Here is a 13,828-nt window from a genome sequence, read left to right as displayed (position 1 = left end):
GTGTCTATCCCTTAAGTATCGGCCGGTCGTATGCTTCGACAAACCGGCAGCATTCAGACCTTAAGAGATTCGGCACAGTTCTTTAAGAGGAAGAATTAGACGTGCTCGAAATCGTGATGCCGTCCTCGATGGCAATCGTGTCGCCGTCGGTAGTCGTCGCCGACAGGCCGTCGGAATTGACCTCGACGGAAGCAATCACCCCGGTCGTCTTGCCATCCGCGCTGCTGATCGTCTTGCCGATATAGGACGAGGCGTTCGACAGGTTGGACTGGCTGATCAGGCTTTCCAGGTTCGAGTTCGTCTGGATCGTCTGTTCAACCTGAGAGAAGGTCGCCAGCTGCGAGATCTGCGTGGAAGAGTCCATCGGATCGGTCGGATCCTGGTTCTGCATCTGTGCGATCAGCAGCTGGAGAAAGTCGTCATAGTTCAGCGACGCAGCCGCAGAGGCGGTTGCCGAAGCAGAGGACGACGTCGTTGACGTCGTGGACGTCGAAGAACCTACCGCGTCTACCATAGCGCAATTTCCTTTCGCAACTCCATGACGGCTGCGGGCGTGATCTCGTTCTTGTTCAGAATCGCTTCTTCCACCGGATAGAGAGCCCGGATCGCCTTCAGAGCATCAAAGGGACGTCCAGAAGACACGAGCGTATCGATCCGCTTCAGCTCGGAGCGGACTTCCTCGTTCTGGAAGCAGGCCATGAGCATGGTAATCGACTTGCGGAACAGCGCCATCGAATGTTCCTTGCCCTCGGGATTGATCAGCATCATCTGGGCAATGAAATAGAGCTGGCGAAGCGGCGTCGTGGTCTGCTCCGGCTGAAGAACATGGTTTTCCAGCAGGAACGTCACATCGTTGAGGAATTCGATCGAGACCTTCCGGTCCACCCGTAGGACGGCACCGTTGACGAAGATCTTTTCCCCGGATTTCAGCGAGAGGCGTAGCGTACTTTTCATTTCAATCCATCCCGGATGATGATGGTTATGTCTATGATACCCTGATAGTTGGTAGACTTACGTCGACGAATGTTTTCCAACTCTTTGAGTATCCATATGGCGATCGATATAAGGTTGGCCCGAATTTCCACGCTCAGCTGGTTTTCGGAACTTCTGAGATCCTCGGCCAAGCGCATCCACACCCTTCTGGTGTAGTAAATCGCTTCGATCGAAGCCTTGTCGTATCTGGCGCTTTCTTTCGCCGCCTCCAGGAGATCGATCGATCTTGTCAGGATCTGTCGTTCTCTGTCGCGGGCGACGTTGAGGTCATCCTCCATGACCTCCGCGTATGAAAACTGAAACATTCAATTACCCTTCATGGTAGCGCGCCCATCGTCACTTCATGCCGATGATTACAGATAATCCGCCAGGCTCATGCCCAGTATTTTCGAGGTGATCGAGTAGGACGTCTCAACCTGGTTCAGCAGTGTCGACAGCCGCACCGACGCATCGTCCGTGTCGACACCGACGAGATCGCTCAGCTGCGTATTGATGATGGTGATCTGGTTGTTCATATACGTGTTCGCCTTGTCGACACGTTCCTGAGACAAGCCAAGCGCCGATGCCTGAGCAGTGACGCCCGAGATGGCAGTGCCGGCATACTGCGTTGCGTTCTCGCTCACGACCTGCAACGCGCCGCTGCTAAGCCCGGCATTGGTCAACTGCGAGGATACCACAGATGCGAGCACAAGATTCTGGAAACCGTCGGACGTAGCGCTTGTTGATGTGTCTACGGTTTCCGAAGAACTGATGCGCGTCGACATGACCGTGTCAGATGCGTCAGTATAGTTCGACAAATCGAAAGATGACTCATAATCGGACAGAAAATCCGTCATCTGGTCTGCAGTGACGTCGCTGGCGGAAGCGATGCCGTTTGCCGACATGTAGTCGCTGAAGGCATTGTTGAAGTCGGTCGTCACATTGGTGATGAAGTCGTCATCGAACGGCTGGACGTCGGTCGAGATGCCGGAGAAGAGGTATTCGCCGTTGGCCGCGGTATTGGCGTAGCCAACGAAATTCTCCAGGACCGACATGGCCGAATCGGAGGCCACCTGCAGGCTGTTGACGTCCGAATTGCCGCCGAGTGCGGTCAGGGAATCGAGCAGCGACTGCCCCGAATCCGAGATATTGGTCAGCGCCAGTTGGGACGCATCCATCCTTGTCTCGGCAAAGGAATTGGAATCGACGATCGACTGCAGCCGGGCGCTCTCGCGGGTATAGTCGAGGCTGGTCGACGTCTTCGTTCCAAGTTCGAGACCAACATCCGAATAGGTGCCGGTCACTGCCTCGTCCTGCAGTTTGGTCACCTCCGTCATGGCGTTGGAGACCGTCGACTGCATCGACTGGCTGAGGGCGAGAGTTGATATCGACGTGGTTTTCATGATCAGCTAGCCGCCTGCAACAATGAGTCCAGCATATCGCCAATCGTCGAAAGCAGCTTGGTGCCGGCCTTGTAGGATTGCTCGATATCGAGGAGGAGCATCAGTTCTTCATCGAGATTTACGCCGGTCGAGTTGGAATAGGCCTCCTTGGCGCGAGATTCCATTGCCGACGTGTTTTCCGCTGCCGTGCTTGCATTGCTTCGGTATTCCTCGACCCAGCCGACGGAATCGTTGGCGTAGTCCAGCAGGGTCGCACTGGTCGACGTGCCCGCATCACCATCGAAGCTGACGGTGTTCTGGAAGCCCGCAATATAGCCGTAAAGCAGATCGGAATAGCCGCTGGCATCCTCGGCGTTCTGGCTGGTGCCGGACACGTCGCCATCCCGCAGCGTGGTCGGATCTGCGAGCGCAGTCGGGTTGACCGTGATCAGTCCGGCGAGGCCCGAGACGATCTGGGCATCGTCCGGATCCAGGCTCAGTGCCGGATCAGGATCCGCGGACGTGGTGAACAGACCGGTGACCGGATTGTCGGACGCGTCCTTCTCGGAGAAGATATTGATGGTTACGCGGGCGATCTCGTCCAACTGGTCCTGATAGGTCGGGTAAACCTCGTCGCGAAGCTGCAGTTCAGCCTGCAGCGAACCATCGGCCGTGGTGCTGCCGCCTTGTCCGGCCGGCACTGCAACACCGTCGATATAGACGCTATTGCCCTCGGTCGTGGCATCATAGATCGCCGTCGGTGCGAAAGTCACCGATCGCGGCGTCGTCTCGAAAAGGGTCGTGCCGTTGGTGGTGTAGAGGACCATGTCATTGTTGTCGCCAACAGATGCATTGACCCCAACGATCTCGTTGATCTGCTTCAGCAGGCCTTCGCGCGTGTCGAGCGCATCGTTCGCATCCGTACCGGCCGCGGTCGCCGTTTTGACCGCATCATTGGCCGTCTGAAAATCCTTCAGAAGCTGGTTCAGCGTGTCGACGGAAGACGCGATTTGACCATCGGCATCAGCGCGCAAGCCCTGAACGGCCGAGGTTTGCTGATTGAGTGAGGTGGCAACGTCGTTGGCGGCGGCAACCGCCGCCGATGCCAGGGTCGTGTCGCTCGGAGACGCCGCGTAGGAATTGAGTGCATCGACGAAAGCCGAGAGATACTGGGAAGGCGTCGAGGTATAGTCGTCGCCTCCCATCGCCGCATCGAGCGAATTGAGGCCGTCCAGCAGTGCCTGCTGGCCGGAATCGTCGGATATGGCAGCCAGCGTCTGCTTCAGCAGAGCCGTATCTTCGGTGCGCTCGGTCTTGACCGTGGTCGCGCCGGTATAGGCATTCGTCGTCGTAACCGCAGTCCGCCGATTGTAATCCTCAGTACTCGTGTTTGAGGTATTGGTCGACACCACCGACGTTTGCGTCGCGGTGTTGCTCAGGATCGCCTTCGTCGTATTGATTGCGGATGCGAGTGACATTCAGCTAGCTCCTAGCCTTTTACCTTACGAGGTTGATCAGCGTGTCCATGAGGTCAGAGCCGGTCTGGAACACCTTGGAGTTTGCGGAATAGCTGCGCTGGGACTCGATCATTTCGGTGAGTTCGCTGGCCAGGTCGACGTTGGAGGTTTCGAGAGCACCGGAGGTGATGCTGCCGAAGCCTTCCATGCCGGCGAAGCCGATGGTGACGACACCGGAATCGGCGGTCGTCTTGTAGACGCTGCCCGAATAGACCTCGAGATTGTCGGGGCTTGCAACCGTCGCCATGGCAATCTGGTAGAGCGCCTTCGGGTCGCTGCTGGCGTAGGTCGCGTAGACGGTGCCGTCGGTATCGATGTCGATACCGGTCATCGCTTCGGCGGCACTACCGTTGGCGGTACCCTTGGTGATGGCCGAGTCGGAGGCTTTCTGGCTCATGCCGGACAGATCGAGCGAAATACCGTCACCACCGTTAGGAATGACGATCGACAGGTCCGTCGAGGATCCGCCAACGCTTGCGATCGCACCAGTCGAATCAAAGGTGATTTCCGAGCTGGTGAGGAGCCCGTCTCCACCATAGGGGAAGCTACCGCTGCCGCTGGTGCTGGCATCGGCCGCGTTATAGACGGAGACCTCCCAGGAATTGCTGTCGCTGTCCGTCTTGGTGAAATAGATATCGTAGGTGACGGCCGCACCGTAATCGTCATAGGTGGTGACCGAAGTCTTCAGCACGCTGTCCTGGTCGACATCGACGCTCGCGGAGTTATCGCTGGCATATGAGCCGAGAGCGACTTCGTCCGCAGCCTGGTTGAGGTTGCCGGTCAGCGAGGCCAGCGTGGTCGGAACGGAAGCGATGCTCGAATCGCTGGCCTTGACCGGAACCAGACCGTCATAGGAGTTGACGACCGTGGTCGCTGCGCCGCCATCGGCGGGATAGCCCATCAGCGTGTAGCCCGAATCGTTGACCAGATAACCATTTTCATCGGGGGTGAACGAACCGTCGCGCGTCAGGAAGGTATTGCCGGCCGTATCCTGGACGATAAAGAAGCCGCTGCCCTGGATCGCGAGATCGGTGTCAGACGTCGTGTATTCCAGCGCGCCCTGTTCGGAAACGGCATAGGAGATGTTGCTCTCGACGCCGCCCGAATTGTAGCTGCCGGTGGTGGAAGGAAGAACCAGCGCCGAAAACGAGGTCGATGCGGCCTTGTAGCCGGTCGTGCTCGAATTGGCGATATTGTCACCGACCGTGCCCAGGCGGTTGGCCTGAGCATTCATTCCGGAGACGGCGGTCTTCATGGTTCCAAAAAGGCTCATTTCGAATCCTCGCTGTGATAGTTGCTCCACATTAGGGATCGGTCCTTGCGTGAAGCTGTCTGAAATCGGTGGACGTGAATTAAAGAAGCGGTTGTCTCAAAAGCCCACAGTCGAAAGGAAACGGCGACAGAGCTGAGCCAATGAAATCATCTAGAGAAACTGGCCCGTAAGGCCCGATACGCAACGAAAACAGGGGCAGCCTGCGCCGCCCCCGTTGATCTCAGTTCCAGTCGATGCAGTAACCGAGGAAGCGCTTTGAATCGATCGGATCGTCACCGAGCTTCTTCCTGAGCTTCTTCCTGAGCTTGCTGATATGGCTTTCGACGACGTTCTCCTCGACGTCCTCGTCGAAGATGCCGTAGATGGCCGAGAAGATCTGTGCCTTGGAGACGCGGCGGCCGCGGTTGGCGACCAGATATTCGAGAATGCGGCGCTCGCGGCGCGGCAGCGGAAAGACTTCACCGGCAATCTCGGGATCGCGGCCGTCGGAGAAGACCCGGATCGAACCGATATCGGTGTAGTTGGAGATCGCCTGCAGCCGGCGGCGGATGGCAGCGGCGCGAGCAAGGATCTCGCGCGGATGAACCGGCTTCCTGACGACATCGTCGACGCCGGCATCGAAGAGGGCGAGCGTCGTATCGAGCGACGGCTGGTCGGAGACGGCGATGACGGGGGCGGTGGAGCGGTCGCGGATCGCGCGGGGCAGATCGCAGGCGCTCTTGGTCTGGCCGATGAGGAAGGCCTCGATGGCGCGGATATCGGCATCGGCTGCCGAGTTGACCCATTCGCCGAATTCGACCGGATCGAAGCCCGCGGAAGGAATGCCTTCGCGCCCGAACAGGGATGTATAGCCTTCCGTCACGAGCTCTCGCTCATCAACCACGACGATCATTCACCCATCTCCGAATCAGCCAGTTCATTTGCTGATGCGATGAGTACGAATCGCGGGACTCGGCCACAATTATGGGAAATTGCAGGGACTAATTAATAATTGATTAACCATGCCGGTCCGATTTGCACCACATCTAGTGGGTCAATCGACCAATCGGCACAACTTTCCTGTTGGAATCGGGTGTTGCACGGACGAAACACGAAGGTTCGAATTGACACGCCTCATTGTTGCCAAATCAGCGGCAGGAGCGATATTCGCCGCGACTTCTTCCTATGATTGCACTTCCTGTCAACACGGAAATTGCCAAAAACATCCTTGCGGGAGATTTTCCGCCACCGTCGACACTCCTCAAGTTTGGCACAAGCCGGAAGACGGTAAGGACATTCGGGGCATTCCGTTTCCAAAGGCACGCACGCCTTGCCCGATATTATCCATCCATGCGGTCAAGGCATCTCACTGCCTTCCGTCGAGAAGCTGAGAGCACCGATGCTGAACCTGACCTCGCAGCAAACGCAGATGAGCCCGCAAGCCGTTCTTGATCGCCTTACGGAAGCGCCGCCTGTGGCCGCGGGAGTCCTGGAGGGCACATTCTGGCGCCTGACCGACATCGATGGGCGCCTGCTTTGCCCTTTCGTGGTGCTGGCCCCGAACGGGCTGATCGGCAATTTCGCATCCGCATCGGTGGACACCTGGCAGATCGTCAACGGTCGCCTTTGCTTCGTCGACCAGAACGGGCTTCCCTCGATCGCATTCAACGTCGCGACGGTTGAGGGCGGTGAGATCGGCCTTCTCGCCGGTCGCGGGAGGATCGATGGCACGCAGGCCGTCTTCCTGCTGGAGAAGGTCGACCATCCGGCGCATCCGACATATGCGACACCAGCTGCCACGCCCCGCCGCGCCACGTTCATCACCCAGCGGGAAGATGGAATGAGGAGGCCTTATCTCGTCGTCGTTCCCGCGGGTGCGCAGTCGCTTCACCCACGCTGGCTCGACGGGCTGACAGCCATGACCCGGAACTGGGACATCTGCGTGGGATATTACGGCGCGGAAACACCGCAGGTGGCGCCTCCCTACGAGTATCTTGCCCATATTCCCAAAACGAAGAAATTCCGCCTGCTCTACGATCTTTTCTATCAGGGCAGCCCACTCTGGGACTATGACGCGATCTGGTTGCCGGATGACGATCTGCTGTGCGATGGTGCGAGCATCAACCGGATGTTCCATCTCTTCAGAAAGCTTGGGATGGATCTCGCTCAGCCATCGCTGACGGAAGGGCCAGGTTCCTTTCCAAACCACCCCCTGACTGTCCAACGCCCCGACAGCACCGTGCGGTACGGGACATTTGTCGAGATCATGTGCCCCATATTCAGCAAGGCCGCCCTCAAGATCTGCATGGGGTCCATACGAGATGTGGAATCTGGCTACGGCCTCGATCACCTTTGGCCGTCCCTGCTCGGATATCCCCAGAACAAGATCGGCGTCATCGACGCGGTCGCCGTGAAGCACACCCGGCCGATCGGCGCGACCTATGATTTGCGGGCCGCAATCAATGAACAAGCCGTCGTCCATCGCGCCTACCAGCACAAGATGCGCTCGATAGCCGGGGTGAGATGATACCGGGATAAAGACGCCTGGGCCCCGGCCATCCTCGCTGGAAACGGGGGCCGAAAGGGTACAGTCTTGTGGCATAAGCGCCGGCGTGAGCAATTACGCCGGCATTGCTTTGGGCTCTTGTCGAGCATTGTTTGCCATCGGGCGGTCGATCAACGCCAATCCTTAAGGCAGGGCAGGCTTTGTCCGCTTCTTGGTCTTGGCCCTAAACGGGCTGGACATGGCCATCCTGGATGGACTTGAGATCACGCTGATAAGCGTCGATCATCGCTCCCTCCACTCTCCGTGACCTGATGCCGAACAACGGTTCTGAATAAACGGAGAAGCTTGAATAGAGGGATATGATCAAATCGATCCTGTCCCTGTTCTGCTCCACGATTGCCTCGACCAATGGCACATCACTCTCGAGCAAACGCACACCTTGAGCCGCGAGATTTGAGGACGGATATATGTCTCTTATCTCGACTCTCGGATGCGGCTTCAGCCAGATATCCTGATAGCCCTCAGCCTTTAGCTGGGCGACCGCCTCGTCAAAAAACGCGAAGGACTGGTGCCGTTTGTCGGCGGCGTAGACCGGTACTCCGGTGGCCAGGAGTATGACGTTCCTGGGCTTCTCGAACGTCGGCATGCGATAATAGCGGCCTGCCTTGCCGATTGTTTCGCGAAACCTTACCGGGTCGATCGCGATGGGTGTGGCGCGATGTCCCCTGACCACTTCCGGCAAGAGGAGGTATGTCAGCACATCCGGCCAATCGACCGTAAGACGCTTGATGTGGTCGTAGGTCGACAGGCCTTCCTCGAAGAAGTGGTAGCGTTCCGCCTTGAACTTGGCACGGACGAAGTTGATCACGGTGATGTCGGGCGAATAGACCTCGTTGAAGTCTATGCCGAAAGGGTTCTGGAACTCTGCCTTGTTGACGTAGTATTCGACGTGCGTCGCAGTCCTTACGGAGGCCCAATTGGAGAACATCTGATACGCCCACCGCCTGTTGATCAGCGGGTCCTGGCGATCGAGGACGATCAGCAAATGGTTGTCGTAGTCGTCGTCCAGCTGCTGCAGGACAGTCGCAGCCACCGCGGTGGCGAAATAGCCGGTCGAGATGAAGAGGCGTTGCCGGCGGCGGGGCGCAACAGCGGCAGCGACAACGGTGCTGACGATCTCAACGAGTTGAGACATGGCCTGGCGCTGGGTATCGATAGTCGCGCTCAGCCTGGACACTTCGGCGGTGAGCTCAGACATCATGTCCTGCTGCAACGCCTGGTTATTCGAGACATCGGCAAGCGGCGCTGGCTTCGTTTCGCGCATGGCGTAAACAGGCGAACCTTGTTGGATTTCGCGGCTTGCTTTCTCGAAGGGTGCGCCGAAGAGATGCGGCCAGACGTGCGAGAGCAGCATATCCTGCGCGTCATCGCCCGAGACGATACGATAGAGCTGGTTCCAGATGTCGCCGCCCATGGCCTTGATGGCAGAATTCCTGAGAGCAACGACGGGGTATTGTCGATAGGAACCAACCCCGCCGCCCGAAGCCGATGCAGCGAGCTGATCGAGCCCGACCGAACGAAAAAGCGCCGGTATGCCCGAGGCGAGAAGGTCAGGCCGAAGAAGCTTCTTTCCCGCCGAGACTGCCAATTCGGGTACGATCGCCGCCATATCCCGATCTTCCGTCGGCTCTGCGTCGGGGTCGCTCCAGGCCGTGCAATGGGCAAGCCAGTCGGCGAGTGGCGCCATATTTGCCTGGGCATTCGCGTCAACGAACACGCTTATCATGCCGTCATCGGCCACCTGGGTCAGAATATGCCTGAGAAAAACCGCAGAGGGCCCCAGCGGTTCGGACACCTCGATAATATGGTCAATCCGGTCGAGAGCCACGTCGTCACTGATGGCGCTGCCGAGATTATAGACATAGACCGCGTATGAATCGTCGATTGAGGCAACCCATCGCAAATTCTGCTCAGTGCGCGCGATGACGATTGAGTTCTTCGCTTCGATTTCCATCAGTGTCCCTTCACTTTAGTATGGCGCCATACTGGTGCAGGCAGCCGAAACCGTGAGACGTATTGCCTTGCGGTCGATAATCTCTGGCTGTCAGCCGCGGCCGAAACTGAGGCAGCCCGAAGCGGAAGGTCGAGAAAACCTCACGGCTCCACGCTGAAGACCGGCATGGCCTCGCCGGCCGCGATGGCGGCAAGGCAGGCCTTGGCCGTATCGAGCGCCTCGCGGATCGTGACGTCCATGTCCAGATAACGGTAAGTGCCGAGGCGGCCGACGAAGGTGACGTCCTTTTCCTGCCGGGCGCGCTCCACATATTGCGACAGGAGGGCCTGCTCGCCGCTCAGCCTGATCGGATAATAGGGCGTATCGCTCGGTCCGCATTCGCGGGAGAATTCGCGATAGCAGATGCTCTTCTCGTGGTCTTCCCAGGGCGAGAAATGCTTGTGCTCGGTGATGCGGGTATAGGGTATCTCCACATCCCCGTAATTCATCACGGCGCAGCCCTGATAGTCGCCCTCGTAGCGGAAGGGCTCGAAATCCAGCGTACGGTAGCCGAGCCGGCCGAGTTCGTAGCCGAAATAGCCGTCAAGCGGGCCGGAATAGAAGACATGTGCGAAGTTGGCGGCCTCTGTGCGGGAGAATTCCTGCTTGAGTTCAACCTCGATATTGCCGTGGTCCAGAATGCCTGCCACCATTTCAGTATAGCCATGTTCGGGCATGCCCTGGAAACGATGGGCGAAATAGTTGTCGTCGTAATTGAAGCGGACCGGCAGGCGCTTGAGAATGCTGGCCGGCAGGTCGGCCGGGGAGCAACCCCACTGCTTGCGCGTATAGCCTTCGAAGAAAGCCCCATAGAGATCGCGACCGACGAATTTCAGCGCCTGGTCCTCGAAGGTGACGGGCTCGCCGATGGCGGGATCGGAAAGAGAGGCGATGAACGCCTTCGCCTCGTCGGGCCGCAGCGTCTTGCCGAAGAACTGGTTGATCGTGTGGAGGTTGACCGGCAGCGAATAGACCTTGTCGCCGCTCGTCGTCTTCACCCGGTTCACATAGGGCATGAAGCGCATATGGGCGTTGACGTAAGCCCAGACTTCCTCGTCATTGGTATGGAAGATATGGGGGCCATAGACATGCACCATGACACCGGTCGCTTCGTCGCGCTCGGTGTGGCAGTTACCGGCGATGTGCGGGCGGCGATCGATGATCTTCACCGCATGGCCGGCTTCGGCCAGTTCCCGGCCGATGACGGCGCCGGACAGGCCGGCACCGACAATCAAGATTGGTTTCGTCATTTCGCTTTGCCCCACTCACCCGGCTTAGACCGCCGCTGCCAAACGCCTGTCAGATGAACTGGTCGACATAGCTGCTGACATTGAATGCGGCATCCTGCGGCCGCATCGGCTCACCGAAGCGGGGATCGAGCTTCAGCCAGGCACGGCCGCCGTCCTCGGCCCCCATCGGCACGTTTCGGGTCAGGCGCTCCTGCACCTTTGCCGGCAGAAGGTTGATGAGGTCGGCCGTCAGGGCCGGATCGACGATCGCCGGCAGGGCGTTGAAGCTCGTCGCTTCGGACGCCGCCATGGCGACGCCGGCAAGCTTGCGCAGCATGTCGACGGAGGTGCCCGGCAGGGTGATTTCCTTGTAGGCCGCCATCCGGTGATAGAGGATATAGGCCTCCACCCAGTTCTTCGTCTGGATATGCAAGCGCAGGGCCACGGACTGGCGCTTGTACATGAAGTCCATGATTTTCTCGGTCGTATTCTGATAGTCGAGCGGGGTCGGCTGCTGGCCTTTCCAGCTCTGGGACGCCAGATATTCCAGGCCGCCGCGATAGGTGTCCCACTGGAACATGCATTCGTTATTGCCCTGTTGCATGCGCGGATCGTCGGAGACTGCCGTGACGCGGGCGAAGGGCTCGGGCACGAACATCACGCCGGCCTTGTCGAGTGCACGGGTCGTATAGAGGTAGGCCCAGAAGATGAAGGGCGTGCCGCCCGAGATGGTCTTGTCGAGCACATCGCGCCGGACGATGAGGAATTCGGGGAAGACATGCCAGGCGAGGATGAAATCGAGAAGACCGCGGAAATCTCCCCGGGCGAAGCGGGTCGGCCCGGGAATGCGATAGAAGGGACCCATGTCTCCGCGGCCGGGACGGGCATCGACCAGAAGCCATGGTGCCTGGATCATGCCGAGATCCGGATCGGCCTCCATGAGGCGCAGATATTCGACGACCTTCTCCGGGATCAGCAGGTCGTCATCGCCAAGAAACACCGCGTAGCGGCCCTTGGCGCGGCGCATGGCGAAGGCGTAATTGCTGACGAAACCGGAATTGCTGGCGCGGCGGAAGGCGGAAATTTCCGGCACATGCGCCAGCGACTTCATGTATTCGGCGGTGTTGTCCGTCGAGCAATCATCGACGACGACGATTTCGAAGGAGATGCCGAGTTCACGGAAGGACTTGAGATGGAACGAGATATTCCGTTCCAGCAGGAACTGGCGATTGTAGGTGGGAACGCAGATGGACAGCAGGATTTCGGATTCGGACATGGCTGGAACCGCTTGAGAGTTGTTGGCGCACACCGCAAGGCAGTCTGCTGTTGCTACGATGCCGGGCTTTTTCCGAGGTCCTGGCCGCCGGCGCAGCCAGAACAGCTGTCGCATCAGTGCGACGGGGCCGAACCGCCCTTGCCGTCAGCCGCACCGGCCGGAGCCGGCTCCGGCGCAATGATCTTCTTCATCGGCGGCCGCTGGCTCGACTTGCCGGCCGCATCCGCCTTGGAGATGTAATCCAGCTGTTCGAAGATGACGGAGGTTACCAGCTCTTCCTTGGCCTTGGCGTTGAGATCGGTCTTGATCCTAGTGCGCAGCCCTTCGACATCGATCTGCCCCGCCTTCGGCAGGTCGATCAGCTTGTCGCCGACCAGCACCGTATAAAGCTCGTCGGTGATGTAGGGCGCCATCGGAATATGCGTCTTTGCCGCCTTTTCCTGATCGACCATCACCGAGACCTTGGCGAGGAAATAGCCGCTCACATCACCGCCGGAAATGACCGGAATGCTGAGAACTTCGCCGGGGACATAAGTCGGCGGCACCTCCTGCTTGGCAGAGGCGACTTCTGCACCGCCGCCTGCCAGGGTAACCGCTGCATAGACCCCGCCGAGCGAGATGATGCAGACCCAGATGCCGATCAGGACGAGCTTGATCATTTACCGGCCCGGACCATGAACTGCTGCTGCGAGTAGGTGCCGTCATCGTCGGCACTGCGCACCGCATTCTTCAGAAGCTCGGTTACTGCGCGCACGGCGCGCATATGGGCTTCGACGCGACGCTCGTTCAGCTTGAGCTTGGCCTTCAGCGCGTGCAGCTGTTCAACATGGGCAGACGTAATCTCGTTGCGGTCGCTGTTGCGGAACAACATCGTCAACTCGTAAAGGCAACGGCTCTTGTGTGCATTCGACAGTTTGAAGTCGAAATCCGGATCCGTGCCGATCCGCTGGTTCTCGTTTTCGATGATCACATCGAGACGACCGAGAACCGCCCTGATACGGTATTCGCTATTGATGACTTCCATAGGACTATTCTCCCTCGCCCCCGCCCTGATCAGGCCGCGTCGTTATCTGTCTTGTCGGTGCCCGTCTGCGGCGAGATCAGCGCACGACGCTCGATGTCGGTGATCATGTTAAGGGCCATATCGTGGTTCTTCTGATCCGGCGTTGCAGTCGGCGCCTCGAGCTTCTGCTTGTTCAGGGCCTGCTGGAAAACCTGCTGGGCAATGCCCAGGCCGCCCTGCTTCGAAACGGAATCGGCCATCTGCTCGGCCATCATGCCCTTCCAGAAGTCACCCGCCGTACCCTTGCCGTAGACCGCCTCGCTATCCTTCGGCATCATCTCCTTGAAGAAGGTCGACAGGATGCTGGCTTCGAACTTACGGTAGGTTTCCGGGATCTTCTCGGTCGAGCCGTGATGGGCATTGCCGAGACCGGCCTTCATCGTATCGCTTCCGGTGGAGCCCAGCATCGATGCAAAACCATCATTGCTGGCAGTCAGGACGGCAGCCTGGTTACTGGCGCTGGCAGTGCGCAACTTGTCACGGGCTGCCATCATGCTGTCCGGATCGGCCGCCTTGACGACGTCGAGCACAAGATCGCTGGGAGGAGATATAGCCACTTCGTTTTCCTCTTTGCTAAA

Annotated in this window: 14 protein-coding genes; 1 reads left to right on the top strand and 13 read right to left on the bottom strand. The window is 58.7% G+C overall.

Features of this window, described 5'->3' with window-relative positions; genetic code table 11:
* Nucleotides 1-82: 82 nt before the first annotated feature.
* The 7 genes from flgD to rem form a co-directional block, all read right to left on the bottom strand.
* Nucleotides 83-514 carry a flagellar hook assembly protein FlgD gene (gene flgD / locus NCHU2750_RS01500; RefSeq protein WP_119938842.1) on the bottom strand — a complete coding sequence of 144 codons (432 nt, stop codon included), beginning with the start codon at nucleotides 512-514 and terminating at the stop codon, nucleotides 83-85.
* The gene (gene flbT, locus NCHU2750_RS01495) at nucleotides 508-954 is read right to left on the bottom strand and encodes a flagellar biosynthesis repressor FlbT (RefSeq protein ID WP_119938841.1); all 447 of its coding nucleotides are present in this window, start codon (nucleotides 952-954) and stop codon (nucleotides 508-510) included. The genes flgD and flbT overlap by 7 nt, the downstream gene beginning before the upstream one ends.
* Entirely contained in the window at nucleotides 951-1,298 is a 348-nt protein-coding gene (gene flaF / locus NCHU2750_RS01490) for a flagellar biosynthesis regulator FlaF (RefSeq protein ID WP_119938840.1), read from the bottom strand. Before flaF ends, flbT begins: the two co-directional genes overlap by 4 nt.
* Before the next feature lie 48 nt (nucleotides 1,299-1,346).
* Nucleotides 1,347-2,375 (bottom strand): flagellar hook-associated family protein, encoded by a 1,029-nt coding sequence (locus tag NCHU2750_RS01485; RefSeq protein ID WP_119938839.1) that lies wholly within the window; start codon nucleotides 2,373-2,375, stop codon nucleotides 1,347-1,349.
* Nucleotides 2,376-2,377: 2 nt separating this feature from the next.
* Nucleotides 2,378-3,832, bottom strand: coding sequence for a flagellar hook-associated protein FlgK (gene flgK, locus NCHU2750_RS01480; protein WP_119938838.1), 1,455 nt, complete (start codon nucleotides 3,830-3,832; stop codon nucleotides 2,378-2,380).
* Nucleotides 3,833-3,851: 19 nt separating this feature from the next.
* Nucleotides 3,852-5,144 (bottom strand): flagellar hook protein FlgE, encoded by a 1,293-nt coding sequence (locus NCHU2750_RS01475; RefSeq protein WP_119938837.1) that lies wholly within the window; start codon nucleotides 5,142-5,144, stop codon nucleotides 3,852-3,854.
* Between the two features lie 220 nt (nucleotides 5,145-5,364).
* Nucleotides 5,365-6,036, bottom strand: a complete 672-nt coding sequence (gene rem / locus NCHU2750_RS01470; RefSeq protein WP_119938836.1) for a transcriptional activator Rem — start codon at nucleotides 6,034-6,036, stop codon at nucleotides 5,365-5,367.
* Nucleotides 6,037-6,522: 486 nt separating this feature from the next.
* On the opposite strand from rem, the gene NCHU2750_RS01465 reads away from it, so the two are divergent.
* Nucleotides 6,523-7,650: a DUF707 domain-containing protein gene (locus NCHU2750_RS01465; protein WP_119938835.1), complete on the top strand. Its 1,128-nt coding sequence runs from the start codon at nucleotides 6,523-6,525 to the stop codon at nucleotides 7,648-7,650.
* A gap of 202 nt (nucleotides 7,651-7,852) precedes the next feature.
* Here NCHU2750_RS01465 and NCHU2750_RS01460 read toward each other — a convergent pair whose 3' ends face one another.
* The 6 genes from NCHU2750_RS01460 to NCHU2750_RS01435 form a co-directional block, all read right to left on the bottom strand.
* Nucleotides 7,853-9,643: a polysialyltransferase family glycosyltransferase gene (locus NCHU2750_RS01460; protein WP_119938834.1), complete on the bottom strand. Its 1,791-nt coding sequence runs from the start codon at nucleotides 9,641-9,643 to the stop codon at nucleotides 7,853-7,855.
* A gap of 140 nt (nucleotides 9,644-9,783) precedes the next feature.
* Entirely contained in the window at nucleotides 9,784-10,932 is a 1,149-nt protein-coding gene (gene glf / locus NCHU2750_RS01455) for a UDP-galactopyranose mutase (RefSeq protein WP_119938833.1), read from the bottom strand.
* Between the two features lie 49 nt (nucleotides 10,933-10,981).
* Nucleotides 10,982-12,187: a glycosyltransferase family 2 protein gene (locus NCHU2750_RS01450; protein ID WP_162939443.1), complete on the bottom strand. Its 1,206-nt coding sequence runs from the start codon at nucleotides 12,185-12,187 to the stop codon at nucleotides 10,982-10,984.
* Nucleotides 12,188-12,300: 113 nt separating this feature from the next.
* Nucleotides 12,301-12,846, bottom strand: a complete 546-nt coding sequence (locus tag NCHU2750_RS01445) for a flagellar basal body-associated FliL family protein (RefSeq protein ID WP_119938831.1) — start codon at nucleotides 12,844-12,846, stop codon at nucleotides 12,301-12,303.
* On the bottom strand, nucleotides 12,843-13,211 hold the full coding sequence (locus NCHU2750_RS01440) for a hypothetical protein (protein WP_119938830.1): 369 nt from the start codon (nucleotides 13,209-13,211) through the stop codon (nucleotides 12,843-12,845). Before NCHU2750_RS01440 ends, NCHU2750_RS01445 begins: the two co-directional genes overlap by 4 nt.
* A 29-nt stretch (nucleotides 13,212-13,240) precedes the next feature.
* The gene (locus NCHU2750_RS01435) at nucleotides 13,241-13,807 is read right to left on the bottom strand and encodes a rod-binding protein (RefSeq protein ID WP_119938829.1); all 567 of its coding nucleotides are present in this window, start codon (nucleotides 13,805-13,807) and stop codon (nucleotides 13,241-13,243) included.
* Between the last annotated feature and the right edge of the window lie 21 nt (nucleotides 13,808-13,828).

This window comes from Neorhizobium sp. NCHU2750, assembly GCF_003597675.1.
Classification (GTDB): domain Bacteria; phylum Pseudomonadota; class Alphaproteobacteria; order Rhizobiales; family Rhizobiaceae; genus Neorhizobium.
Note: the sequence above shows the minus strand (reverse complement) of the source record. Positions and strands in the feature narration are given on the sequence as shown.

Coding starts and splice junctions, on each gene's coding strand:
- flgD (WP_119938842.1), bottom strand. CDS start 514: ATGGTAGACGCGGTAGGTTCTTCGACGTCCACGACGTCAACGACGTCG.
- flbT (WP_119938841.1), bottom strand. CDS start 954: ATGAAAAGTACGCTACGCCTCTCGCTGAAATCCGGGGAAAAGATCTTC.
- flaF (WP_119938840.1), bottom strand. CDS start 1,298: ATGTTTCAGTTTTCATACGCGGAGGTCATGGAGGATGACCTCAACGTC.
- NCHU2750_RS01485 (WP_119938839.1), bottom strand. CDS start 2,375: ATGAAAACCACGTCGATATCAACTCTCGCCCTCAGCCAGTCGATGCAG.
- flgK (WP_119938838.1), bottom strand. CDS start 3,832: ATGTCACTCGCATCCGCAATCAATACGACGAAGGCGATCCTGAGCAAC.
- NCHU2750_RS01475 (WP_119938837.1), bottom strand. CDS start 5,144: ATGAGCCTTTTTGGAACCATGAAGACCGCCGTCTCCGGAATGAATGCT.
- rem (WP_119938836.1), bottom strand. CDS start 6,036: ATGATCGTCGTGGTTGATGAGCGAGAGCTCGTGACGGAAGGCTATACA.
- NCHU2750_RS01465 (WP_119938835.1), top strand. CDS start 6,523: ATGCTGAACCTGACCTCGCAGCAAACGCAGATGAGCCCGCAAGCCGTT.
- NCHU2750_RS01460 (WP_119938834.1), bottom strand. CDS start 9,643: ATGGAAATCGAAGCGAAGAACTCAATCGTCATCGCGCGCACTGAGCAG.
- glf (WP_119938833.1), bottom strand. CDS start 10,932: ATGACGAAACCAATCTTGATTGTCGGTGCCGGCCTGTCCGGCGCCGTC.
- NCHU2750_RS01450 (WP_162939443.1), bottom strand. CDS start 12,187: ATGTCCGAATCCGAAATCCTGCTGTCCATCTGCGTTCCCACCTACAAT.
- NCHU2750_RS01445 (WP_119938831.1), bottom strand. CDS start 12,846: ATGATCAAGCTCGTCCTGATCGGCATCTGGGTCTGCATCATCTCGCTC.
- NCHU2750_RS01440 (WP_119938830.1), bottom strand. CDS start 13,211: ATGGAAGTCATCAATAGCGAATACCGTATCAGGGCGGTTCTCGGTCGT.